Raw genomic sequence first — 24,490 nt, 5'->3', positions numbered from 1 at the left:
ACAGCGCTTAATAATCGGTTAATTATTGGTTGGTTATTGAGTTCAGGCGCCTGCAACCTGGTTTCAGAGGCTCTGGAAAATTGCATGGAGTCTTTAATTCATTTTGACAATATTAGTTTTAGAATTGGGCTAGTCAAATGTAAGGCAATGTTAGCAATAAAAACAATGAAAATAATTATAAATGCCTGTTATTTAGAGAGTTACAAACAAACCGATACGCATATTTGCAATAACGTCCATTTCCTATTACACTGATAGTTAGCGCCAAACCGCTTTACACCGAGAGTATCCAAGCGTATCATGATACGCTTGGATAGCAATGAAATAAATGAAAATTTTCTTATTTCTCGGAAAAAATGATGGGGTAATCCAGAACAAGTTTACTCCATCCCCGGTCGCCGGCGTTCTTGATATCCTTCTTTCGATCTTCCATTACCTTTTTCATTCTGCTGCTGTAAGACCAGCAGGTGCTCTGTCGAATCTCCAGGATCTCTGACAATTTATGTGATGAGATCTTTCCTTTGGTGCTATATACAAGAAACAACATGTAAAAAGCCTTATTAATTGGTATCCGGCTGTTCTGAAATATTGTGTTTGCTATTACCGACTCTTCATACCTGCATTTGGTGCAGCGGCGGCTGTAAGGGAGCTGTCCATGAAGATAATTGGTGTTTCCACATTTTTTGCAACTATAACCTTCTGCCCATTTTAAGTCTGATAAAAATTTGAAGCACGTTTCGCGGTCTGGATAGATCTCACTAAACTCACTAAAGTCTACGTCCTGGGACATGACGCGTGCACGCGTAACCTTTTCAATATTCACGTGCAGATTTTGGTTATCCTGCTGCAGCAGGCCGTTTATACGGGAAATTTCTGCAGACTGCTTTTCTAGCAACGCATTAGCATCAGAGAGCTCCGCGTTTTGCTGTTCAATAATAGAGGCCTTCTCCACGAGCTGTCTGGTTCTTTTATCCACCAGGGTGCTGAGTTCTTTGTTAAGGGTGTCTTTGAGCTTTTCGTTGACCTGCAGCTGATGTATCATTCTCCTTTGAGCCTTGACCTTCTTCCTCTTTAGGTGAGCAACATTATCTCCTATCGCAAAGGAAACAAGGACCATCTCCATCACGAAGCAAAAGCTCAAACTGTAATGGGTAACAGGGCCGTATGGCAACCAGTTTACGTTAAAGAGGATCAGAATTTTCACCACTATTCCAAGTAATAGAAACAAATAGCCGATCACGAAGAAACGGGCAGGACGATAGCCACTCTTCCACACATAAATCCCCGCATACAAGGCTGCCAAAGTCGGCACTACCTCGACAATCTTATAGGTAAACAAGTTCTTATCTATTAAACAAGCTAGCAGGAACGCTATCCTCAGTAAGATCACTACGTTGATGAGGTGATAAAGCCTGGGGAACTTAGCTTTGAGATATAAAAAGCTCGATGCGAACAACAGAGCGAAGACGCTACTCGAGAACAAAGCAATCCCGTAAGAATACTGGTTCCAGTCGGGGTAATTCGGCCACAGATATTGAAATGCAATACCGTCAATACACATCTCATACAATCCAATACTCAAATTGTAAAGTACGTAGTACAGATATTGCTTCTGCCTGACTGCAAAGAACATGAGTATATTATACAGGCTGAAAACAATAATCATCCCGTAAAATATCCCGAAGATCATGTACTCCTCGATCGCATACTCGACAAACCGTTCAACATTTCTTAATACGATGATGACGCTGGCAGATTGTGACGACTTTAATCTGACGTAATAGACATTGTCACCTGTTACGGAAGGATCGAGATTAAAGGTGAAGTTTTTATGCTGAAACGTTCGATGACGAAAAGGGTAGCGATCTCCAAAATGGTAAGCAGTATATCTTTTATACTGATCCGGAGCGTATAGTGTTATCTCATCTATCGTTTGGTCAAAAAACTCCAGCATCCAGTTCTTCTTCGACGAAGGGAGAGAACGGACCCTGATTTTAAACCAATAGTAGGACTTAAAATTAAAGATCTTCGGTGTGTAAGATCTGCTCTTCTTAAATAGTGTGTCTATCGCAGGTTTAAGAACCTCCGACATTTGCAAGGTACCTTCAGGATCCTCGTACATCTCAATCTCATTATAAGAAAAGATATGTTGAGGCACATGATCCTTGATCGAGACCAGTTCTTGTGAGAATAACTCGCTTTTACAGGAATAGAGTAAAATAAAGGTGGCGAGAAAGATAAATCTACTGTAAGCAAAGTTACTGCTTTTTGCGCATCTCATCTGGGGTTCTGGTTATCGCAAACACTTCACTGCAAAACATCGTCTTTAGACTCACTCAATTCGTCAATGGACTGCAAAGTAAAGGTTTCTTTGGTTTATAAATGGGTCTGGCAAAATTATGAGAATATTACATCAACGCAAGCTTTATTCAACATCCAATGTCATTTAGACGATGTGGCCGCTTACATAAACTGCCTGTTCTTGAATTTTACAAAAATCTAAAAATACTAAGCCTAGATTACTATATTTGCCCACTCTGTTCCCGTAGTTCAATGGATAGAATTTTAGATTCCGGTTCTAAAGATATGAGTTCGAATCTCGTCGGGAACACACAGAATATCAAAAACAAAAAAGCCGTCTTAACATATCGCTAAGACGGCTTTTCTGTTTTCGTCACACGCTATCTAAACACCACCTGCCCCTTAACCGCACCGCCCGTCAGTTCGAGAGCCTGCTTTGCCGATTTTGTATCAGTATTTCTAATACTGATCTTCTGATTGTCCTTTCCATCTGCCTTCAGCAATACGCCTAGTCCGGAAGCGTATTTCAATCCGTCAATCGTTACGTTCCTTGCCGTATTGACAGAAACCAACGGCTTCGAAGGATTTGTATGCAGCTGTACGTTCTCAATATGAATATTACTTGCTTCGATGAGTTCAACCCCAACAGTTGACTTAAAAACTGAATTCTTCAGCGTAATATTCTGAATAGGCATTTCAGACAGCCCTCTTATGAACAAAGCCGTATTCGCTCCACTACACGCGATATTTTCGAACACCATGTTTCTGAAAACGGGTGTCCCTTCGTTCACAACCGGACGGGTATCACGTTCGCTATCCGTAATGAACTTTACAAAATAGTGCATATCAAAGAATACAGCTTCCTGTATAATATCTTTCATATAAAGATTGCGAGCGTAGATATTTTCGACCACTCCCCCTCTGCCTCTTGTCGACTTGAACCTTAATCCCTTATCCGTGCCCAGGAAACTGCAGTTCTCAATGAAAAGGTTTCGTGCACCTCCGCTCATCTCACTTCCCACAACAACGCCGCCGTGCCCTTTATATACGGTGTTACCACGAATAATTCCATTCTCCGTTGGTCTGCCGCGTTTTCTACCTTCCTCATCTTTACCTGACTTGATACAAATAGCATCATCGCCAACATCGAGAATACTGTTTTCAATGATGAAATTGCGGCATGACTCGATATCCATCCCGTCACCATTATGCGCATAATCAGGGTTCTTTACCATCACGTCACTGATGGTAAGGTCTTCGCAAAGGATGGGATGTAAGCACCATGCAGCAGAATTTTGCAAAATAACCCCTTCTATAAGCACCTTTTTGCAATTGTTCAACACCAGAAGGTTGGGCCGCAAAACATCCTTCATGTCTTCAAAAGCGGAAAGCGGTTTTCCCGGTACCAGCAGCATGCTCTTTTTCTGTGCGCTGGCTTCCTTAAACTGCTGACTAGGATACCAGGTCTTACCATCATCACTCACCACTCCTCCGGAAGCCACCTTCTTTTTCCAATCCGGCGGTGGGAGCTGACTTTGATGCACGGCTCTCCACACATCGCCATTTCCGTCGATTATTCCCTTCCCGGTGATAGCAATATTCTCCAGGTCCTGTCCGAATATAGGAGACTCATTTCTGGCGACCTTTCTACCCTCGTACTCGCCTTCGACGATCTTATACTGCGATTTATCATCAGTAAAAAACAATGTCGCACTCTTCGCAACATGAAGATTAACATTACTCTTCAAATAAATTGGTCCACTTATCCAAAGACCTGCTGGAATCAAGACTACTCCGCCTCCTTTTTTGTTGCAATCTTCTATTGCCTGGTTGATAAACCGGGTGTTCAGCGTCCTGCCGTCAGGCACGGCGCCATACTTGACAATATTGATCGTGTCGGCTTTAAAAACTGGTCTGGTTACTTTGGGGAGGTTATCCCATGAATAGTTTTGAGGTGTCGCTGAGTTCTGAGCCTGAGCTCCGAGGCCCAGGGCCACAGAAAGTAAGATAAATAATTGGGTTTTCATGTAATTCAAATATGTAAACAAAACGGCCGGCATAACAGCGAACTTGGTAAATAAGCTGTTACGCCGACCGTTTTTAGTGCTCTCAAACTAAAGACTATCGCTGCCCATAGGAAGGATCAAACCAACTGTCTGTCCGGAAAGGCGATGCAGGCAGGCCGGCCTCATTCACCAGATTGCAAACCGGATTATTCGCCCAGGCATACCTTATCGCCACAGGTTTAGCCACCCGCTCGCTGCTTACCACGACCTGATTACCCTGTATCTTTGCATCTGCCCAATAGAATTTCTGGTCCTCGCCGGCCACAGCAAAACCAGTTAAGGGCTTACCATCGCTGGAACGAAGTCCCCCATCGGCATGTGTAAAGCTGAGAATCATCTCTTTGCCCTTTACCTGACTCGTTTTAAACAGAGGTCCCGAAAACTGAACTTTCTCACCATAGGTATTAGCCAGCGCAATCAGCGCGAGCCTGCCACCCACATCCTGTTTATTTTTAGGGTGGATATCCTCTCCATCACCAATATCAATACTCACTGCCATACCCGTATTCGGCAATGACAAGGTCTGAAGTTGAGCTTCTCTTAAGGCCGCCCAACCTGTAGCCTCAGGCTGATCATTCACTTTCATGAAATTAGCCAGCTGCACAAAGTAAAAAGGAAAGTCTCCCCTGCCCCACTTCTCCCTCCAGTCGCTAATCATCAGCGGAAACAACTCCCGATACTGATAAGCCCTTCCGACATTACTCTCTCCCTGGTACCAGATCGCACCCCGGATCGAAAACTGAATGAAAGGGTGAATCATGGCATTGTACAACACCATTGGTCTGTTGGGTCCTTCTTTGGAAACCGGCATAGCCGGAACGTCTTTCAGATTAAAGCCCTCTTTGTATTGCCAGTCGCCGTCTAACGATATACGCTCACCATTTCCCCCAATCACTGCCATCGTGTTTTTATCGCTCGAAAAGCCACCCTCACCTGTAGAATCAAACACCCTTACTGCAATCACGGCTTCAGTACCCTTTACCGCCGCTGCCGGCACCGTGTAGACTCTCGGCTTATTATAGCCCTGCGTCGCACCGATCACCTGACCGTTAAAATAGGTAATGTCGTCATCATCGATTACACCTAGATCAATTTCAAGCTCCTTCCCGGCCCATGATGCAGGTATAGTGATCTTTTTTCTGAACCAAACCACTCCATCGAAAGCGGGCAGAGCCGTCCGTTCCCAAAAGCCCGGAACGTCTATTTTCTTCCATGATACATCATCCAATGAAGAAGCGGCCCAAATGGCCGAACCGGCCTTAAAGCCACCATCCCGGGTCTTCACTGAAGCTTCCCATTCCTCCATCTGCTGCTTGAAAGGTTTGCCGTTCTCATTTGCTTGCGAGGTTTCCATCTGCACAACCATATCTTTGAAATCAGCCATCTTTTTCAGTGCTCCACCGCTCGTCCAGGCTTCGGCGATCGTACCACCCCATGACGTATGGATCAAGCCAATAGGCACCCCCGTCTTCTTATAGATATCCCTTGCGAAAAAATACGCTACCGATGAGAACCCTGGAACACTGGCCGGACTACATGCCTGCCAGCCGCCCTCCCATACTTTGGCATCCTCCTGCGGAGTCAGACTCGTCTCACGCTCTACCTGCAGCAAACGTATATTCGGATAAGACGCTGCAGCGATTTCCTGCTGGTAGTTATTAATCCGTCCCCAGCCGGCAAGCGGCATCTCCATGTTAGACTGGCCTGAGCAAACCCATACTTCTCCGATCAAAACGTTATTGAGTATTAACTGCTCCCCGTCGGATATCTTTAGCGTATAAGGTCCCCCGTAAGATGGGGTGGGCATCAAGATCTTCCAATTACCCTTTGCATCGGCTTTTCCCGTATAGGTTTTCTTGCTCCAGCCCGGCACCAGTTCCACCGTTTTGCCGGGGTCGGTTTTCCCCCAAACCGCAGCCTCAGTCTTCTGCTGAAAAACCATATTGTCTCCGAACACCGAAGGCAACTTAACTTTAGCGTGAAGATTAGCGCTTAACAGCAAAGGAAGCATCATAAAAGCATGCCTCAGAGAAAGTTCAGTTCTTACTTTCATATAGATTTTAGGTTTTTTTGGAGAGCTAAACATACTAAAAAGCCCTTTCAATCCGCAGACTGAAAGGGCTTTTTTTAACAATAATCAGACCGATTACAGCATTATCCGCATTTAGACGAACCGCAATCTTTACAGGTTAGACAACCTTCCTGATAAAGCAGGTTGGTAGAATTACAGTTCTGACATTTTTGTTTCTTAGCTTCTGTTCCATCCGGAATATAACGCTTCAAAGCACGCGCAACACCATTTTTCCAGGTATTGATGGATTCATCCAATTGAAGGCTATTAATCAGATCAACCACTTTCTCAATCGCCATTCCATGTCTCAACGTACTGGAAATTAACTTCGCATAGTTCCAGTATTCCGGGTTAAACTTATAAGACAGACCTTCAATAGTAGTCTTATGTCCGCGCTTATTCTGATACTGGAAGTCATATCTTGAACTTCCGTCAGCCTCTCTGTTCTTAATGATCAGACCCTCGTTAACCCATCTCGGAATCAGGATACCATCCTCATCATCCAGAAAACCGGTGAAAATTTCATAAGGTCTTCCGTCAATCAAACCGATGAAGGCGATCCATTTATCACGGTTATTCTGGAAGCGTACCACGTCAGCCTCAAGAACGACAGGCCGTATTACCGGGAAGCTCGCATGATTCTTTTCATCCTCTTCAGCCTTGGCCTCTTTCTCCGAATTTGAAATCAACACCCCTGAACGTGATCCGTCTCTATAGACCGTAACACCTTTACATCCGGCCTTCCAGGCCTCCATGTATAGCTGCCCTACCAGTTCCTCGGTAACATCCTCCGGCATATTAATGGTCACGCTGATCGAGTGGTCAACCCATTTCTGGATCTCTCCCTGCATCTGAACCTTCTTATGGTAATCGACATCGTTGGATGTAGCCTTGTAATAAGGCGATTGCTTCACCAGGTCATCAAGCTCTTTCTGTCCGTAGTTCTTGGTCAGATCATGGCCATTCACTTCCATCCACTGCTTGAAACGGTGGTGGAAAACCACATATTCTTCCCAGGAATCGCCTACTTCGTCAACAAAGTCAACGCGTACTTCCTTATCATTCGGATTAACCTTTCTTCTTCTCTTATAAACCGGCATGAACACCGGCTCAATACCCGAGCTGGTCTGCGACATCAAACTGGTGGTTCCGGTAGGTGCGATGGTCAGCAAGGCAATGTTACGACGACCATGCTCCAGCATCTGGAAATAAAGCTCAGGGTCTGCTTCTTTTAAACGCTGAATGAAAGGATTGTTCTTCTCTCTTTCAGCATCAAAAATTGCAAACGGGCCTCTTTCTTTTGCCGTCATTACAGAAGCGCGGTACGCCTCGATTGCGATGTTCTTGTGAATTTCTACCGCAAACTTAGTTCCCTCGTCACTGCCGTAACGGAGACCCAGGGCCGCAAGCATATCGCCTTCTGCTGTGATGCCGATACCTGTTCTGCGTCCTTCGTTTGCCTTGGTCTGAATATTCAGCCACAGGTTTCTCTCGGTACGTTTCACCTCAGCCTCTTCCGGATCGTCGTCGATCTTTTTCAGGATAGCGTCGATCTTCTCCAGCTCCAGGTCGATAATATCGTCCATCATACGCTGGGCGGCATGGATATGCTTTTTAAACAGCTCCCAGTTGAAATACGCATCCTTCGTGAACGGTTTCTCTACATAGGAGAACAGGTTGATGGCCAGCAAGCGGCATGAGTCATACGGACACAATGGAATTTCACCACACGGATTGGTAGAAACGGTACGGTAACCTAAGTCTGCATAGCAATCTGGCACCGACTCCCGAATGATCGTATCCCAGAATAAGATTCCTGGTTCAGCCGAGCGCCATGCATTGTGAACGATTTTCTTCCACAACAGCGTCGGATCGATCTCTTTTTGATATAAGGTATCGTTTCCGTGGATAGGATATTGTTGAACGTAACTGCGTTTTTCTTCTACAGCACGCATAAATTCATCGTCAATACGTACAGACACGTTTGCTCCCGTAACCTTGCCTTGCTCCATTTTGGCGTCAATGAAACCTTCAGAATCCGGATGTTTAATAGCCACCGAAAGCATCAGTGCTCCTCTTCTTCCGTCCTGAGCTACCTCGCGAGTTGAATTGGAGAAACGTTCCATGAATGGAACAATTCCGGTAGAGGTCAGTGCCGAATTCTTTACAGGAGAGCCCTTCGGACGGATATGTGACAGGTCATGACCCACTCCACCACGTCTTTTCATCAACTGTACCTGCTCCTGGTCGATCTTCATGATCCCACCGTAAGAGTCGGATTCGCCATTATTACCGATAACAAAACAGTTTGACAGGGAGGCAATCTGATAAGGATTACCTATACCGGTCATTGGACTTCCCTGAGGAATGATATACTTAAAATCCCTTATTAGTTCGAAGATTTCATCTTCAGTCAGGGCGTTTGGATATCGTTGATCTATCCGCGCAATTTCAGAAGCAATACGGCGATGCATATCATCAGGTGTAGCTTCGTAAATGGCTCCGTACGAATCTTTCAACGCGTATTTATTTACCCAAACCCGCGCTGCCAAATCATCGCCCTTGAAGTAAACAAGAGACTTTTGATAGGCTTCGTCCGCAGAATATGTGGTCTTGATTTCAGAGAGATTCTCGATTTCCATGATCAGATTTTTGAAGTGGCAAAGTTAATATTTGTATTCAAGTTAAAACGAAAAGCTGAAGAAGTTTCCCGAAAAAATTTATAAATATTTATAAATGAGAGTGATAATAATCTTTCGGCAGCGAAAAGTTAGCAAATTTTCACAACGAGTGTGCACATATTTTATTAACACATGTTAACATCTATCCTAACCAATTCATACACTGCCTTTTAAACAACCTGGAAGATTTTGCCTCCTGTCGAGTAGAGGAGATGAGATCAAGGAACAGCGACATGAGGCAAAGGGCGACTGCTTTCTGATTGCACCAAGGGCAACTGCTTCTGATTCTACAAAGGCCTTACTGGTGACCAGCCGGTGACTACCTGGCAGATAGCCAGTGGATGAGGCCAGACTGAGGCCACGGTGAGGCCACAGTGAGGCCACAGTGAGGCCACGTTTTCCCTGAAAAAGGTGGCTTCAACGTGGCCTCACCGTGGCTTCAATGCGGCTACAACCTAAGGCTGGGTAGAGCACAACCCTAACAAGACCACTAGATGGTCGCCGACGGATTACTGGCTTTACTTAAGCGGGCCGAAACGGATTTATAACGAGCGAACTCGTCGAGATCAGCTGTGGTTACAGATTCTTAAACGCTTCAGATTCAAGGATGGAAAAGGATGGCACGGCGTCGTCAAGTTCATTCGTGTCGACGATTTCAAAATTACGCACCTCTACAGCGTCTTCGTATTCCGGACTGGTATTGACGATTACGCCTCCCAATAAGAAAATCCGGTCGCAACGGAATTCTTTTCGGCTCATCCGGATGAGCATGTTCAGCTTTTTATGAATCTCTTCATAAGCAACGTCCGTTATCTCCTTCTCCGGATTAGCCGAAGTAAGAATGCGGTGCTTATAGGGCATAACGGTACGCTCTAAAAGCGTCTGCTGGTAGTCGAGTTCAGAGTTGATGGGAACATAAACTTCATTTTCCTGCTGCAAGCGCTGCAAGGCCAGCATCAGCGCTCCGCAGCTGTTGGTTAGCTGCTTCTGGCCTGGCCGGCGCATTTTGCCGAGCTTACCCTCATCCGTCATCCCGATATGCGGACCATAGAAAATAAACGCGTCGCCACCGTCAGGGATGTGGTGCGCATACGCAACCATGCCCGTGAAGCCAGAAAAAGGCAATCCCCCGAGTCCACCCATGGAAAAGGGACGAGTAAGAACCCTGCGGAAGTCTGTGGAAACATTAATGTCATCACAACACAATGATGTTGCAAAAAGCATTTTGGACAGATCAGAATTGTACTCATTTTTTAAAAAATCAAGGTACGTTTCTGTTACTTCACTTCCCGTCTTCATTTTCGGATAGTATGCCTTTACGAGGGCTTCCAGCTCTTTCATGCGATAAACGTAGTTCTAAATTCTGGCTTTTTCAATTCTATGGTTTATAAAGTTCCGAATCGGTGATGCAAGTTTTAATATCTTTACCCCATTAACTAAATACATAACCATGCTTACTCATCACGTACTTTTCTGGCTGAAAGCCGATACAACCGAAGAACAAAAAGCCGCTTTCAGATCAAGCCTCGAAACACTGAATGGTGTTGAAACGGTTAAATCTTTATTTATCGGCACACCTGCTCCCATTGAGCGCGTCGTAGTAGACACGACCTATACTTTTTCTCTTCTGGCGCTATTTGAGGATCTGGACGGACATAACGTTTATCAGACGCACCCCCTCCACCTTGCTTTCCTTGAGCAGTTCAGGGCTTACTTTGAGAAGGTTGTTATTTACGACGCTGAGTAATATCAGCTTAAGAAAATAACCCGCCTACCCCAAAAGCGAATCGGTCATTCTGTTGCGCATTTGGCACGACGTGTCAAACAGAAATCGTATTACTTCGTTTGTTAGATAATTATTTCCAGGCCGGAGCTGTATTTTGATGTCCCGGTCTGCAAATGCATTAACAAATGGAGCAGATAAAACAAACAAAGCCTTCACACCTCGCCAAGACGCCAACGGGGATCACCGGATTGGACGAAATCACCAATGGAGGACTTCCAAAGGGCCGCCCTACGCTGATTTGCGGGAGTGCGGGATGCGGAAAAACGCTGATGTCTATGGAATTCATCGTTCGGGGTGCGACCGAATTTGATGAGCCGGGGGTTTTCATGGCATTCGAAGAAAAAGCAGACGAGCTGAGTGTTAACACACTTTCTTTAGGTTTCGACCTCGACAGACTGGTTCAGGAGAAAAAGATAAGAGTGGATTACGTTCACATTGACCGAAGCGAGATAGAAGAAACCGGTGAATATGACCTGGACGGATTATTTATACGTCTTTCTTACGCGATAGACAGCATTGGAGCAAAAAGGGTTGTGCTCGACACGATAGAAAACCTTTTCTCCGGGCTTACGAATGAAAGCATTATACGCGCTGAATTACGTCGTCTTTTTCAGTGGCTTAAAGATAAAGGTGTGACGGCTATCATCACCGGTGAGCGGGGTAAGGACACCTTAACACGGCAGGGATTGGAAGAGTATGTATCAGATTGTGTAATCTTGCTTGAACACAGGGTAAAGCATCAGATATCCACCAGAATGCTGCGTATTGTAAAATACCGTGGCTCCCTTCATGGCACTAACGAATACCCGTTCCTGATCGACAGTGATGGAATCTCGGTGTTACCGGTAACCAGTTTGAGCCAGGGCCATGAAGCTTCCTCTGAAAGGGTCTCGACGGGAGTTAAAAGTCTTGACGATATGCTTGACGGAAAAGGCTTCTATCGCGGCAGCAGCATTCTGATATCGGGCACTGCAGGCACGGGAAAAACGAGTATCGCCACAACCTTCGCCGCAGGAGCTTGTGAAAGAGGCGAAAAGTGCATTTACTTTTCGTTTGAGGAATCGGAAAGCCAGATATTAAGAAATACAAAATCCATCGGCCTGGACCTCGAAAAGCACATACAATCGGGCCTTCTGGAAATTTGTGCTTCCCGACCTACACTATATGGCCTTGAGATGCACCTGGTGGATATTCACAAACGCATCAAGGCGTTTAAGCCCGATACGGTCATAGTTGATCCGATCACTAACTTGATCACCATCGGATCGATCAATGAAGTTAAATCGATGCTGATCAGATTAATAAGTTTTTTACAGGATCAACAGGTTACGGTTATGTTTACAGCTCTGGCTCTAAACAATATCGTGCAGGAACAGACGGATGAGACAATATCCTCGTTGGTGGACGCCTGGCTTCTGGTGCGCGACATTGAGTCGAATGGGGAAAGAAACCGCGGAATGTACATCATGAAGTCGAGAGGAATGAAGCATTCTAATCAGGTAAGAGAATTTGTAATCACGGATAATGGCCTTGAACTGGTGGACGTCTATCTGGGTCCAAACGGGATACTCACCGGGTCGGCACGTGAAGAACAGGTTCTTCAGGAGCATGCCGGTGAGGTTCTAAAAGGCTATCAGATGAGCGCTAAGGACAAGGAAGTTTTACGAAAGCGGAACATCCTTGAAGCTAAGATTGCAAATCTGAAAGCCGAATTTGAATCGGTAGAAGAAGAGTTGAACCGCGTTTATACGGAAGAACGGATTAAGAAGGACGCGACTGAGAGTAACCGCCGGGAAATTACCAGCCGGCGGGGAGGCCTGTCAGGAACAGTGGATCCTGAAGAAAACAATATGGAAGAATAATATGGAAGAGCAGGAAATTGAAACAGAACAAACGTGGGAGTTACGCCTCTATATCGCCGGAAAGACACCTAAAGCGGTAACTGCCTTGAATAATTTAAAGCGTTATTGTGAAGAACACCTGAAAGGAAAATATCAGATTGAAGTAATTGACTTGCTGGAGAAGCCTCAGCTGGCCGAAGGTGATCAGATATTTGCAGTACCCACACTCGTAAGGAAGGTGCCTGTTCCTATACGTAAGATAATTGGTGATTTGTCTAATGAAGAAAAAGTACTGGTTGGATTGAACATCCGACCCCTTACCTAAACGCTGTGCTGAAAGAAACCGGAAATATATTAAACCGTCCTGATAATGAAGAGTTTGTTCTCCGGTTGTTTATTACGGGGGCTTCACCCAACTCGGCCCGGGCGATATCTAACATTCGAAAAATTTGTGAGCTGCACTTAAAAAACCGATATTCCCTCGAGATTATCGATGTTTATCAGCAGCCTGAAAGGGCACTAGTGGAACAGCTCGTCGCTTTACCCCTTTTAATTAAGAAGGCGCCAGGACCTGAACGTCGCTTGCTTGGTGATTTGTCGGATGAAAAGAAAGTTTTGAAGGGGCTGGGCATTGTCATTTAAGCAGAAAAATGGAAACGGAGAAAACAGAGGCTTTAATTAAAGAGGTAGCCGAACTCAAGCTTCAACTGGAAGAAGCCCGGGACACAATAGATGCCATCCGGACGGGACAAATCGATGCTATAATTGTGGAGCATGAGACCGGTCATCGTCTTTATACATTAAAGAACGCCGATCATACGTATCGTGCATTTATAGAAAAGATGACCGAAGGTGCGGTTACTCTGGATAAAAATGGCATCATCCTGTATAGCAATTCGAGGTTTGCTGCTCTTCTTGGTATTCCGCTTGAAAACCTCATCGGCGTGCCCCTGCTTAACTTCTTTCCGGAAGAGTCGAAAAGAGAATTCAACAAGCTTCTGCAAACGGGCTGGCTGGAGGAAGCCAAGGCGGAGCTTGACCTGGTAGGGAACGACGGTAAAGCGATTCCCTTTCTCCTGTCGCTCACCGCTCTGGAACTGGAAGACGGCACGGCGATGAGTATTATCATGACTGACCTGAGTTCGGTAGTTGAAAACAGGTACGTGCTGAAAGCCAAGAATGATGAACTCGAGGAAGCTCAGCGGGTTGCAGCGCATTTGAACAAAGAACTTCAAAAGACGATTAAGGAACGAACCCGGGACCTGCTCATCAGTCAGGGAAACTTCAAGTTTTTATCAGACAATATCCCGGTGATTGTTTGGACCGCCAATGCCGACGGTCAGTTTGACTATTTTAACCAGCAATGGATTGAATACACCGGACTCAGCGCCGAGGCCTCTTTGGATTCAAACTGGATTACCGCCGTACACCCCGAAGACATTGACCGAACCATCGCTGCCTGGAGGACCTCTTTGCTAACGGGGTCACAGTTCGAAACAGAATACCGTTTAAGAAAAGATGGTTCAGGAGAGTACTTATGGCACTTGGCGAAAGCTATTCCTTTCAGCGATGAGGAGGGTCAGGTTATGACCTGGCTGGGCACCAAAACCAATATTGAGGACCAGAAACAGGCGCTTGCGAAAAAAGATGAGTTTATAGGAATCGCGAGTCATGAGCTGAAGACCCCGCTGACAAGCCTGAAGGGTTATCTGCAGCTGATCTCCTCTTATAGAAAGGAGGAAGTACCGGCGACGATCAGGCAGTTTACAAACAAGGCAAATGAAGCTATCGGAAAGCTTGCTAACCTGGTTAATGACCTTCTGGACGTAAGTAAGATCCAGGCGGGCAAACTTGCCTTCAGCAAGTATTCTCTTAGTCTGAACACCTTGATACATTCATGTGCCGACAACGCGAGATTTATGTATCCAACCTATAATATCACGGTGGAAAATAGCGAGGAGGTGATATTGGAGGGAAATCAGGAGCGACTCGAACAGGTAATCATGAATCTGATCAACAACTCGGTAAAATATTCGCCCGTAAACAAAGACATTATCCTGAGCACGGAAGTGATTGGCGACTCGGTAAAGATATCGGTAAAAGACTTTGGAATTGGATTGTCAGATCATCAAAAAGACCGTATATTCGAACGTTTCTATCGAGTTGATGATAAAAATTATGCAGCCAGCGGCTTAGGTATTGGCTTGTATATATCTGCCGAAATCATCAAAGCTCATATGGGAAAGTTTGGCGTCGACAGTAAACCTCAAGAAGGCTCTACTTTCTTTTTTATTTTGCCGATTAATGGATAAAGACTTTTACGAATACATTTTCAAGAGGCACCAGCAAATTGAGGCCGTCCCGTCCAATAAAGAGATTGCCGGCTGGGCTCTGGCCCTTATACGCCTTTTATTTCCGGAACAGTCGAAGAGTTTTTTCCTTTCTGTGAGGGATATTGAGATGGAGATTCAGTCGCTGGAGGCGCGACTGAAAGAGATCATGGACTCAACACGTGCCTGTGAGGAATGCGACAACGAACAGCGCGCTAAAGCGTTTTTTGAACAAGTTCCTGAACTGTACCGTGCCCTGAATACCGATATCAGCTCCATTCTGCAGGGCGACCCAGCTGCGAGGAGCGAATTTGAGATTATCCGGGCTTATCCTGGCTTTTATGCCATATCGTTTTACCGGATCGCGCATGCCCTGTTTATCTTGGATGTTCCCTTGTTACCACGGATACTTACTGAATACGCTCATTCCAAGACGGGTATTGACATTCATCCTGGAGCGGTGATTGGCGACTATTTGTATATCGACCACGGCACCGGTATTGTTATTGGTGAAACGACGCATATAGGCTGTCATGTTAAGCTATATCAGGGAGTTACGCTGGGCGCTTTAAGTGTGGACAAAACGATGGCGTCTAAGAAGCGTCATCCTACGGTACAGGATCATGTAGTGATCTACTCAGGTGCGACAATCCTGGGTGGCGACACCGTTATTGGAGAAAACAGCATCATAGGCGGGAACGTCTGGCTGACTAAGAGTGTGCCTGCGGGTTCGGTAGTTTACCATGAGACGCAGTTTAAGGTTGTTGAACGCAAAAGCTGATTTGTTATGGCTGGAATAATCGATCTTGTTGGGAACACGCCCATGGCGGAGCTTACAAGGCTTAATCCGAACAAAAATGTAAAAATATATGCCAAGCTCGAGGGTAATAACCCTGCCGGAAGTGTAAAGGACCGGGCAGCATTGAATATGATTCGGACTGCGCTTGAGCGGGGGGATATCAAGCCCGGGATGAAGCTTATAGAAGCGACAAGCGGGAACACGGGTATCGCGCTGGCCATGATGGCGCGTTTATTCGGCTTGGAGATTGAGCTGATTATGCCGGCGAGCTCCAGCAAGGAGCGGACGCTGACCATGGAGGCGTTCGGCGCCAAAGTGGTGCTGATGGAAACGATGGAAATCTGCAGGGATTATGCAGAGGAGAAGGGGCTGGGAGATGATTATTACCTGATGAATCAGTTCTCCAATCCGGATAATTACCTGGCGCATTACAAAACTACCGGTCCGGAAATATGGCGGGATACGGAGGGAAAGATCACCCACTTTGTGAGTGCGATGGGCACCACAGGAAGCATTATGGGTAATTCCATGTTTTTGAAAGAGCAAAATCCGGAGATTCGGATTGTTGGTTGCCAGCCTACGGAAGAATCGTCTATCCCCGGGATCCGACGCTGGCCTGCCGCTTATATGCCGAAGATATTTGATGCATCGCGCGTTGATGAGGTGCTGGATATTTCGCAGGCTGATGCGACTGACATGGCGCGTAAGCTGGCCAGAACCGAGGGTATCTTTGCAGGAATGAGTACCGGCGGAGCTGCACACGCTGCGCTTAGAGTGGCTGAGACGCTTGAAAGCGGCGTTATCGTTTTTATTGCATGCGACCGCGGCGACAGGTATCTCAGCACTGATCTTTTCGGCTGATCATTAATGTAGCTTTTTGCAAACGGTAATGGTATGATCTATCATTTCGGGCGTGATATCCAGATGAGTGACGAAGCGCACCAGCTGCTCTCCGAACCTGCTGCATAAAATTCCGTTATCACGCATACGTTCCACGTAAACATCTGCGTTCACATCATCCTGAAGCTTAACAATGACAATATTGGTGTCGACGGGTAATACCTTATCCGCGTAAGAAAGTTTTTCCAGCGTCTCACCGAGTAACCTCGCGTGGAGGTGATCGGTTTTCAGTCTGTCGATATGATGGTCGAGCGCATAGCTGCCGGCTGCGGCCAGGAACCCTGCCTGACGCATTCCACCTCCAAACACCTTGCGGATACGTCTTGCCTGACGGATGGTTTTGATATCTCCAAGCAACACCGAGCCAACCGGCGCCCCCAGTCCTTTGGACAGGCAGATGGAAATGGTATCGAAGAAATGACCGTACCGCTCCATGCTATCGCCAGTCTCCACGAGCGCGTTAAACAGCCGGGCGCCATCAAGATGCAGGTTACAGTTTTTCAGCCGGGCAAGATGGTAAATCGATTCTATTTCGTCGAGATCATAATAGCTGCCTCCTCCCCTGTTACAGGTATTTTCAAGAACAATCAGTTTAGAATGGGGCATGCAAACGTCGTCCGGGTTAATAACTTTTTCGATCATTTCTGCTGTCAGACGACCGCGGTCTCCGTAAAGCAGCTTAACAGAGGCGCCTGAGTTGAAAGCGATACCTCCGGTTTCGTACCGGTAAATGTGTGATGACTCGTCGCATATTACTTCGTCCATAGGAGCTGTGTGGCATTTGATGGCGATTTGGTTGGTCATGGTTCCGGAGGGACAAAACAGGGCATCGTCCATTCCGAACATGGCAGCTGCTTTGCGCTCCAGCGCGTTTACAGATTCGTCTTCTTCATAAACATCATCGCCGACGTTTGCTGAGAACATGGCGTCGAGCATTTGGGGAGTTGGCTTCGTTACAGTATCACTTCGTAGATCGACTATCATAAATCGGCGTATTTTTTTGGCTTAAGACAACAAATATTTTTTGTTTTTATACAATCTTAAAGAATTATTTACATTTACCATTGATTATTTACGCTTATTAAAATAACATGATAATAATAGCTGACGGCGGTTCTACAAAAACCAATTGGTGTCTGTTAAATGACGACAATAAAAAGATCTATTTTAACACAGAAGGGTATAATCCCTATTTTGTTACCGTAGAATATGTAATTGAGTCGCTCAAAAAGAATCTCCCTGACGATCTGGAGTTCGAAAAGATCACGGAAGTGAATTTTTACGGTGCTGGTGTGCACAATAAGGAGAAAGCCGCGCAATTGAAAGAGGCGTTCGGAGCTGTATTTACTCATAGTGATATCTTCGTAGGTCACGACCTGCTGGCAGCGGCACGGGCTCTTCTAGGTAAGGATACCGGCTTTGCGGCCATTTTGGGCACCGGAACCAATACCGGAATTTACGACGGTGATGATATTGTTTTTCAAATTAACTCGGCTGCCTACATCCTGGGAGACGAAGGTAGTGGTTGCCACATCGGCAAGAAACTCCTCACGGATTACCTGAGAGGCTATATGCCAGAGGCGGTAAGAGCAACTTTCTGGGAGACTTTCAAGCTCACACCTGATGATATTCAGGAAAACGTGTATACCAAGCCACTTGCAAACCGCTTTTGTGCGAGTTTCGCGAAGTTTGTTTATGACAATTCAGACAACATTGGCTATACGCATAACCTGGTAAAGACTTCATTTACTGATTTCTTTAAAAATCTGGTCAGCCATTATCCTGACTATCAAAAATACGAGCTAAACTGTATCGGTTCAGTAGGTTATAATTTCCGGAATATTCTCGAAGAGGTAGCTGACGAATTCGGAATGAAGATTGGGAAGCTCATTCGTTCCCCTATAGATGACCTGGTAAAATTCCATATTGATCATCCGCGGGGATAAGCGATATCAAGTTTAATGTTTTTATAAGGAGGGCTCTTATGCAGAGACCCTCCTTTTTTTTGATTGCTTCTGATTATTCCTTCGAGAAGCTGAGTTCCTTTTTGAATTGTTTGTTGTATGCGCGTCTGTCGAATTTGTAAAAAGTTGCCGCGCGATACGACACCCCCTGCTGCTTTTCGTCAAGCTCCTTGAGGATTCCGTGATTGAGCATTTTCTTCCGGAAGTTCCTTTTATCCAGCTTTTTGTTTAGAATAGCTTCATAGACGTTCTGGAGCTGGGTGAGCGTAAACTTTTCGGGTAATAGCTCGAAGGCAATCGGCTGGTAGCTTATCTTTCTGCGTATCTTCTGAAGGCTCTTGTCAAATATGAGCTTATGATCAAAAGCAAGGTCGGGCATTTCGCTAACCGGATGCCAGACCGCCGTTTTAACAAAGGGTGTGGTTGGATGAAGATCTGCCTTACCGTTTAACCTGATCATGGCATAGTAGGCAACTGTGATCACCCGCCCCTGCGGATGGCGGTTTACGTCGCCGAAGGTATAAAACTGTTCCAGATAGATATCTCTCAAGCCAGTAAAGCTATGCAAAATACGCTCCGCGGCGTCTTCTATACTTTCGTCGTTTTCTACAAAATAACCAGGAAGGGCCCACCAGTTCTGAAAAGGTTCATCGTTTCTTTCGATAAGTAATACTTTGAGCTCACCTTCTTCGAAGCCAAAGATGACACAGTCAATTGAAAATATGGAATCGAATTTTGAAAGCATTGTGCTATTAGTAAAATCTAACTATGATCGTCATCACAAAAGTGGAAAAAATTCCCAAAAATTCTCTTAGTGTAAGTCACACACAGTATATTAGCCAAATAAAACAAAAATAAAATGTCCAGCATAAAAAAAATAGGTGTTTTTACTTCTGGTGGTGATGCTCCCGGCATGAATGCCTGCATTCGTGCTGTTGTACGTACAGGCATCTTCCATGGCATGGAAGTGGTTGGCATTCATCAGGGTTATCAGGGAATGATCGAAAAGAAGTTCATCAACATGGATGCCCGATCAGTAAGAAATATCATACAATTAGGGGGAACGGTTTTAAAAACAGCCCGTTGCGCGGAATTCAGGACTCCTGAAGGAAGGGCGAAAGCATATAAAAACTTACAGGAAGAGGGTATCGATGCGATTGTTGCTATCGGTGGCGACGGTACATTTACAGGTGCTGAAGTACTGTCGAGAGAGTTTGATATTCCTGTGATCGGTATTCCCGGAACAATTGACAACGATTTGTATGGTTCTGACTTTACCCTGGGATATGACACGGCAACCAATACTGTTTTGGAGGCTATTGACAAGATCCGTGATACTGCAGCTTCTCATGACAGGCTCTTCTTTGTTGAGGTAATGGGTCGCGACTCCGGATGTATTGCATTACACTCAGGCGTTGCCGGTGGTGCAGAGGCTATTTTGCTTCCCGAGAAAGAGACTGCTATTGACGACCTTATCGCCAAACTTGAAGCAGGTGCTTTGAGTAATAAAAGCTCCAGTATCGTGATTATCGCCGAAGGTGATAAGAATGGCGGGGCATATAACGTTGCTAAACGCGTAAAAGAGAAGTTCAACTTCTACGATATCAAGGTTACTATTCTTGGCCACCTTCAGAGGGGCGGAACTCCGAGCAGCTTTGACAGGGTTTTGGCTTGCAGATTGGGTTATGCAGCTGTAAAAGCACTGGTTGCGGGCGAGAGCAGAAAAATGGTAGGCCTTCGCGGAAACGAGATCAAGCTCACTGATATACAGGAGGCGATCAACAATCATTCCTACAAGCTGGAAGATGATCTTGTTGAAATGGCCGCCATCCTGTCAATATAATAAATAGATATGATTGCAGTAGTTTATAGCGGATCGAGAAATGCAGACTGGAAGCTTGCCGAAAAGGGAAGGATTGTTTGCGACGTGAAAACTGCTGGAATTAATCCCTTTTTTAATGACGAAAAAGCAATCAGCGCCATCCTGGCCAAGAATCACCAGTTGATATCCTATGCGGATGACATCAAGCGCATCTACTTCTTCGGCGCCGGAGCTTCTTCCAGGGAACGCCAACAGGTAGTAGCCTCTTCGTTCAGCAAGTTCTTTAGTAAGGCTAAGATCTCGATAAACCACGATTTAAAGGCCTCTGCCCTGGCTACCTGCGGCGATCAGCCAGGTATAGTGGGTATCCTTGGTAGTGGCTCGAACGTAGCGTATTTTGACGGCAAGAAGATCAAGGAAAACAACTTTGGGATGGGGTATATCCTCGCAGATGAGGGTTCGTCTAACTGGCTTGGCCGTAATTTATTACGGGATTACTTTACGGGGACAATGCCTAAAGAATTTGAGAGTATCTTTGTATTGCGGTACAACCCTGATAGAAAACAGATTCTGGATAAAATTTACAGGCAAACGAGTCCGGTTCTTTTCCTGAGTTCTTATACTGATTTTTTAATAGAACACTTTGACCAACCGTATGTTAAACAACTGGTTCAAAAAGGATTAAGCTTGTATTTTAAAACTTACGTCTTACCTATCACTGAAAAGCACCCGGGTGTGCCACTACATTTTACAGGTCCGGTCGCGGATGGCTTTCAATCTACATTAAGCCAGATTGCAGGGGATCATAATCTGAATATATCGTCGGTCATTAAGAGACCGATTTATAATATATTGAATTATTACACGAACAAAAATTAATTAACATGAAAGTTGGAATTAACGGATTCGGCCGCATCGGTCGTTTAGCATTCAGAGCCGCTGTAGACCGCAGCGATATTGAAGTTGTGGGTATTAATGATCTTGTGGAGCCTGATTACATGGCTTACATGCTTAAATACGATTCAACTCACGGTCGTTTCAATGGTACTGTTGAGGTTAAAGATGGCAACCTGGTTGTTAACGGAAAAACTATCCGTGTTACTGCAGAGAAAGATCCTGCAAACCTGAAGTGGGATGAAGTTGGTGCTGAAGTAGTTATTGAGTCAACTGGTTTATTCCTTACTCAGGAGTCTGCTGGAAAACACATCACTGCTGGTGCTAAGAAAGTAGTTATGTCTGCTCCTGCAAAGGATGACACCCCTACTTTCGTATTGGGTGTAAACCACAAAGAATTAAAAGCTGATCAGAACATCGTTTCTAACGCTTCTTGTACTACAAACTGCCTTGCTCCAATTGCTAAGGTGTTAAACGATAAATTCGGTATCATCGAAGGTTTGATGAGCACTATCCACGCGGTTACTGCTACTCAGAAGACTGTTGATGGTCCTTCTGCTAAGGACTGGAGAGGTGGACGTGGAGCTTACCAGAACATCATCCCTTCTTCCACAGGTGCTGCTAAAGCGGTTGCATTAGTTATTCCTGAGCTGAAAGGCAAATTAACAGGTATGTCTTTCCGTGTACCGGTTCCTGACGTTTCTGTTGTTGACTTAGTAGTTCGTTTAGAAAAATCTGCTACTTACGAAGATATCAAAGCAGCCATGAAAGAAGCTTCTGAAGGTGAATTAAAAGGTATCTTAGGTTATACTGAAGATGATGTTGTTTCTCAGGATTTCTTAACTGACGCAAGAACTTCCATCTTTGATGCTAAAGCAGGTATCGCTTTGAATGACAACTTTGTGAAAGTTGTATCTTGGTACGATAACGAATGGGGATATTCAAACAAACTTATTGACCTTGTTCAGTTAGTTGGTAAAGCTTAATATTCCTTAAGCATAAAAAAGAGCTTTGCGATTCGCAAAGCTCTTTTTTTATGCTTTCTATTTTGGCTTTTACCAGAACTTGGACTGTCTGTTAAATCGCTTCAGCACGAGTGCTGAAAGTGGCGGAAGATTGAGCAATACAGATTGCTCTTTTCCTTGCCAGGGTAACTGCTGAGTGGTGATATTGTAGTTTAGCTCAAAGCCGCTACCGTAATATTGCACTTCGTCTGAATTGAAGACAATTTCCCAATCGCCATGCATAGGTAAGCCAATGCGGTAGTTGTAGCGCGGGACGGGCGTCATGTTGAGTACAATGACGAGCTTCTCATCGTTCACATCGCCTTTTCTGCAGTAAGCAAGAACTGAGTTCTCTGCATCCCCTGCCTCTATCCATCTAAAGCCCTCCCATTCAAAGTTCTTCTGATACAGGGCGCCTTCTGTTGTATAAAGAGCATTAAGATCCTTAACGAGTTGTTTTATGCCCTGGTGAGGCTTAAAATCGAGCAGGTGCCAATCAAGCGACTGTTCGAAGTTCCATTCTGAGGTCTGTCCAAACTCATTACCCATGAACAGCAACTTGGTACCGGGATGCGTAAACATATAGCTGTACATCAACCGGAGGTTGGCAAACTTCTGCCACTCGTCACCGGGCATTTTATAAACCAGCGACTTCTTGCCATGAACAACTTCATCGTGCGACAGGGGCATCATGAAGTTCTCTGTAAAGGCATAAACGGTACTGAAAGTAATCTGGCCATGAAAATATCTCCTATGAATGGGATCTTGCTGGAAATAGGACAGTGTGTCGTTCATCCAACCCATCATCCACTTCATACCGAAACCCAGGCCATCGCTAAATACGGGTTTACTTACCCCCGGAAACGCTGTTGATTCCTCGGCGATAGTTTGTACGTCGGGAAATTGCCCATACACAGCTATGTTCAGCTCCTTAAGGAAGCTAATGGCTTCAAGATTCTCTCTTCCACCGAACTCGTTAGGTATCCACTCTCCTTCCTTACGGGAGTAATCCCGGTAAAGCATTGAAGCTACGGCATCCACACGGAGGCCATCAATGTGGTAGCGATCAAGCCAGAAAAGGGCGTTGCTTATCAGGAAAGAACGAACTTCGTTTCTCCCGTAGTTGAAGATATATGACTTCCAATCTGGATGAAAACCCTCTTTATCGTTAGCATGCTCGTAGAGATTAGTACCATCGAACTTATATAAGCCGTGCATATCTCCGGGAAAGTGAGAAGGCACCCAGTCGAGCACTACGCCTATTCCGTTCAGATGCAATTGTTCGATGAGATACATCAGATCCTGTGGTGTACCATATCGTGACGATGCTGCGAAGAAGCCGGTAATCTGATAGCCCCAAGAAGGATAGTAAGGGTGCTCCATTAAAGGCATAAACTCTACATGCGTAAAGCCCATCTCCTTGATATACGGCACCAGCTCGTCCGCCATCAGACGGTACCCGAGGAACTTTTCAGGAGCTTCTGGGCTTCTTTTCCATGATCCCAGGTGTACTTCGTAAACAGACCAGGGTCTGTTCAGGCTGTTGTTCTTAAAGCGGGATTCCATCCACTCCGCATCTGTCCATTCAAACCAGGTATCCCAGACGATACTGGCCGTATGCGGAGGTTCCTCCCATCTCAATGCGTAAGGATCAGCCTTCTCCAGGACCTCGCCTGTATTTGACTTGATCAGATACTTATAGACTTCGCCTGCAGCAATGTTTGGTATGAAGCCTTCCCATATCCCTGAACTGTCCCATCTGCTTGAAAGCTGATGGGATTCTCTATTCCAACCATTGAAGTTTCCTATGACCGATACGCCGAGCGCATTGGGAGCCCATACCGCGAAGTAAGTGCCAGTCTGGCCATCGTCGGTTGTGACTACATGCGAGCCCAGCTTGTCGTAGAGCTTATAGTGTTTACCGGCTTTGAACAGGTGAATATCATAGTCTGTAAAACGAGAATAAGCAATAACAGGGGTCGATATAGGAGTTAAACTTTTTTTCCTGGTTTTCATTATATGGTTTGAGTA

General features: G+C 45.4%; 19 protein-coding genes and 1 tRNA gene. 12 read left to right on the top strand and 8 right to left on the bottom strand.

Translation table 11 applies throughout. The features are described 5' to 3' along the window. Positions 1-340: 340 nt before the first annotated feature. Positions 341-2,281, bottom strand: coding sequence for a 7TM diverse intracellular signaling domain-containing protein (locus tag B0I27_RS01845; protein WP_106290788.1), 1,941 nt, complete (start codon positions 2,279-2,281; stop codon positions 341-343). A gap of 258 nt (positions 2,282-2,539) precedes the next feature. Between B0I27_RS01845 and B0I27_RS01840 the strand changes: the two genes are divergently transcribed. Further along, positions 2,540-2,611, top strand: a tRNA-Arg gene (locus B0I27_RS01840). 70 nt (positions 2,612-2,681) lie between these two features. Here the strand turns inward: B0I27_RS01840 and B0I27_RS01835 are convergent. The 4 genes from B0I27_RS01835 to B0I27_RS01820 all read right to left on the bottom strand — a co-directional run bounded on the left by B0I27_RS01835 (position 2,682) and on the right by B0I27_RS01820 (position 10,460). Further along, positions 2,682-4,328 (bottom strand): glycoside hydrolase family 28 protein, encoded by a 1,647-nt coding sequence (locus B0I27_RS01835; RefSeq protein ID WP_106291229.1) that lies wholly within the window; start codon positions 4,326-4,328, stop codon positions 2,682-2,684. Between the two features lie 94 nt (positions 4,329-4,422). Then, positions 4,423-6,420 (bottom strand): sialate O-acetylesterase, encoded by a 1,998-nt coding sequence (locus B0I27_RS01830; RefSeq protein ID WP_245925400.1) that lies wholly within the window; start codon positions 6,418-6,420, stop codon positions 4,423-4,425. 101 nt (positions 6,421-6,521) lie between these two features. Next, on the bottom strand, positions 6,522-9,080 hold the full coding sequence (locus tag B0I27_RS01825) for an adenosylcobalamin-dependent ribonucleoside-diphosphate reductase (RefSeq protein ID WP_106290786.1): 2,559 nt from the start codon (positions 9,078-9,080) through the stop codon (positions 6,522-6,524). 615 nt (positions 9,081-9,695) lie between these two features. Then, positions 9,696-10,460 (bottom strand): hypothetical protein, encoded by a 765-nt coding sequence (locus tag B0I27_RS01820; protein WP_106290784.1) that lies wholly within the window; start codon positions 10,458-10,460, stop codon positions 9,696-9,698. 109 nt (positions 10,461-10,569) lie between these two features. Between B0I27_RS01820 and B0I27_RS01815 the strand changes: the two genes are divergently transcribed. The 7 genes from B0I27_RS01815 to cysM all read left to right on the top strand — a co-directional run bounded on the left by B0I27_RS01815 (position 10,570) and on the right by cysM (position 16,736). Then, the gene (locus B0I27_RS01815) at positions 10,570-10,866 is read left to right on the top strand and encodes a Dabb family protein (RefSeq protein ID WP_106290782.1); all 297 of its coding nucleotides are present in this window, start codon (positions 10,570-10,572) and stop codon (positions 10,864-10,866) included. Between the two features lie 164 nt (positions 10,867-11,030). After that, positions 11,031-12,767: a circadian clock protein KaiC gene (gene kaiC / locus B0I27_RS01810; RefSeq protein WP_106290780.1), complete on the top strand. Its 1,737-nt coding sequence runs from the start codon at positions 11,031-11,033 to the stop codon at positions 12,765-12,767. A gap of 1 nt (position 12,768) precedes the next feature. Beyond that, a complete protein-coding gene (locus tag B0I27_RS01805) occupies positions 12,769-13,071 on the top strand; it encodes a circadian clock KaiB family protein (protein WP_106290778.1) in 303 nt (100 codons plus the stop codon). A 5-nt stretch (positions 13,072-13,076) separates the two neighbouring features. Further along, a complete protein-coding gene (locus tag B0I27_RS01800) occupies positions 13,077-13,388 on the top strand; it encodes a circadian clock KaiB family protein (RefSeq protein WP_181276649.1) in 312 nt (103 codons plus the stop codon). Between the two features lie 8 nt (positions 13,389-13,396). Continuing rightward, positions 13,397-15,058, top strand: coding sequence for a PAS domain-containing sensor histidine kinase (locus B0I27_RS01795; protein ID WP_106290776.1), 1,662 nt, complete (start codon positions 13,397-13,399; stop codon positions 15,056-15,058). After that, positions 15,051-15,857 carry a serine O-acetyltransferase EpsC gene (epsC, locus tag B0I27_RS01790; protein WP_106290774.1) on the top strand — a complete coding sequence of 269 codons (807 nt, stop codon included), beginning with the start codon at positions 15,051-15,053 and terminating at the stop codon, positions 15,855-15,857. The genes B0I27_RS01795 and epsC overlap by 8 nt, the downstream gene beginning before the upstream one ends. Before the next feature lie 6 nt (positions 15,858-15,863). After that, complete coding sequence (gene cysM, locus B0I27_RS01785) at positions 15,864-16,736, top strand: cysteine synthase CysM (protein ID WP_106290772.1); 873 nt, start codon at positions 15,864-15,866, stop codon at positions 16,734-16,736. Positions 16,737-16,739: 3 nt separating this feature from the next. Here cysM and B0I27_RS01780 read toward each other — a convergent pair whose 3' ends face one another. After that, complete coding sequence (locus B0I27_RS01780) at positions 16,740-17,759, bottom strand: threonine aldolase family protein (RefSeq protein WP_106290770.1); 1,020 nt, start codon at positions 17,757-17,759, stop codon at positions 16,740-16,742. A 107-nt stretch (positions 17,760-17,866) separates the two neighbouring features. Here B0I27_RS01780 and B0I27_RS01775 point away from each other — a divergent pair, with 107 nt between their 5' ends. Further along, positions 17,867-18,721 carry an N-acetylglucosamine kinase gene (locus B0I27_RS01775; RefSeq protein WP_106290768.1) on the top strand — a complete coding sequence of 285 codons (855 nt, stop codon included), beginning with the start codon at positions 17,867-17,869 and terminating at the stop codon, positions 18,719-18,721. A 73-nt stretch (positions 18,722-18,794) separates the two neighbouring features. Here B0I27_RS01775 and B0I27_RS01770 read toward each other — a convergent pair whose 3' ends face one another. After that, entirely contained in the window at positions 18,795-19,484 is a 690-nt protein-coding gene (locus tag B0I27_RS01770) for an NUDIX hydrolase (protein WP_106290766.1), read from the bottom strand. A 114-nt stretch (positions 19,485-19,598) separates the two neighbouring features. Between B0I27_RS01770 and pfkA the strand changes: the two genes are divergently transcribed. From pfkA to gap, 3 genes are read left to right on the top strand one after another with little or no spacing between them, the layout of a single operon-like run. Further along, on the top strand, positions 19,599-20,582 hold the full coding sequence (gene pfkA, locus B0I27_RS01765) for a 6-phosphofructokinase (protein WP_106290764.1): 984 nt from the start codon (positions 19,599-19,601) through the stop codon (positions 20,580-20,582). A 9-nt stretch (positions 20,583-20,591) separates the two neighbouring features. Next, a complete protein-coding gene (locus B0I27_RS01760; RefSeq protein ID WP_106290762.1) occupies positions 20,592-21,440 on the top strand; it encodes a hypothetical protein in 849 nt (282 codons plus the stop codon). 5 nt (positions 21,441-21,445) lie between these two features. Continuing rightward, positions 21,446-22,441: a type I glyceraldehyde-3-phosphate dehydrogenase gene (gene gap, locus B0I27_RS01755; RefSeq protein WP_106290760.1), complete on the top strand. Its 996-nt coding sequence runs from the start codon at positions 21,446-21,448 to the stop codon at positions 22,439-22,441. A 69-nt stretch (positions 22,442-22,510) separates the two neighbouring features. Here gap and glgB read toward each other — a convergent pair whose 3' ends face one another. Beyond that, positions 22,511-24,475, bottom strand: a complete 1,965-nt coding sequence (gene glgB / locus B0I27_RS01750; RefSeq protein ID WP_181276648.1) for a 1,4-alpha-glucan branching protein GlgB — start codon at positions 24,473-24,475, stop codon at positions 22,511-22,513. Positions 24,476-24,490 lie beyond the last annotated feature (15 nt).

Source organism: Arcticibacter pallidicorallinus (assembly GCF_003002875.1).
GTDB classification, from domain to species: Bacteria; Bacteroidota; Bacteroidia; order Sphingobacteriales; family Sphingobacteriaceae; genus Arcticibacter; species Arcticibacter pallidicorallinus.
The sequence above is the reverse complement of the archived record's forward strand: the minus strand, read 5'-3'. Positions and strand labels throughout refer to the sequence as shown.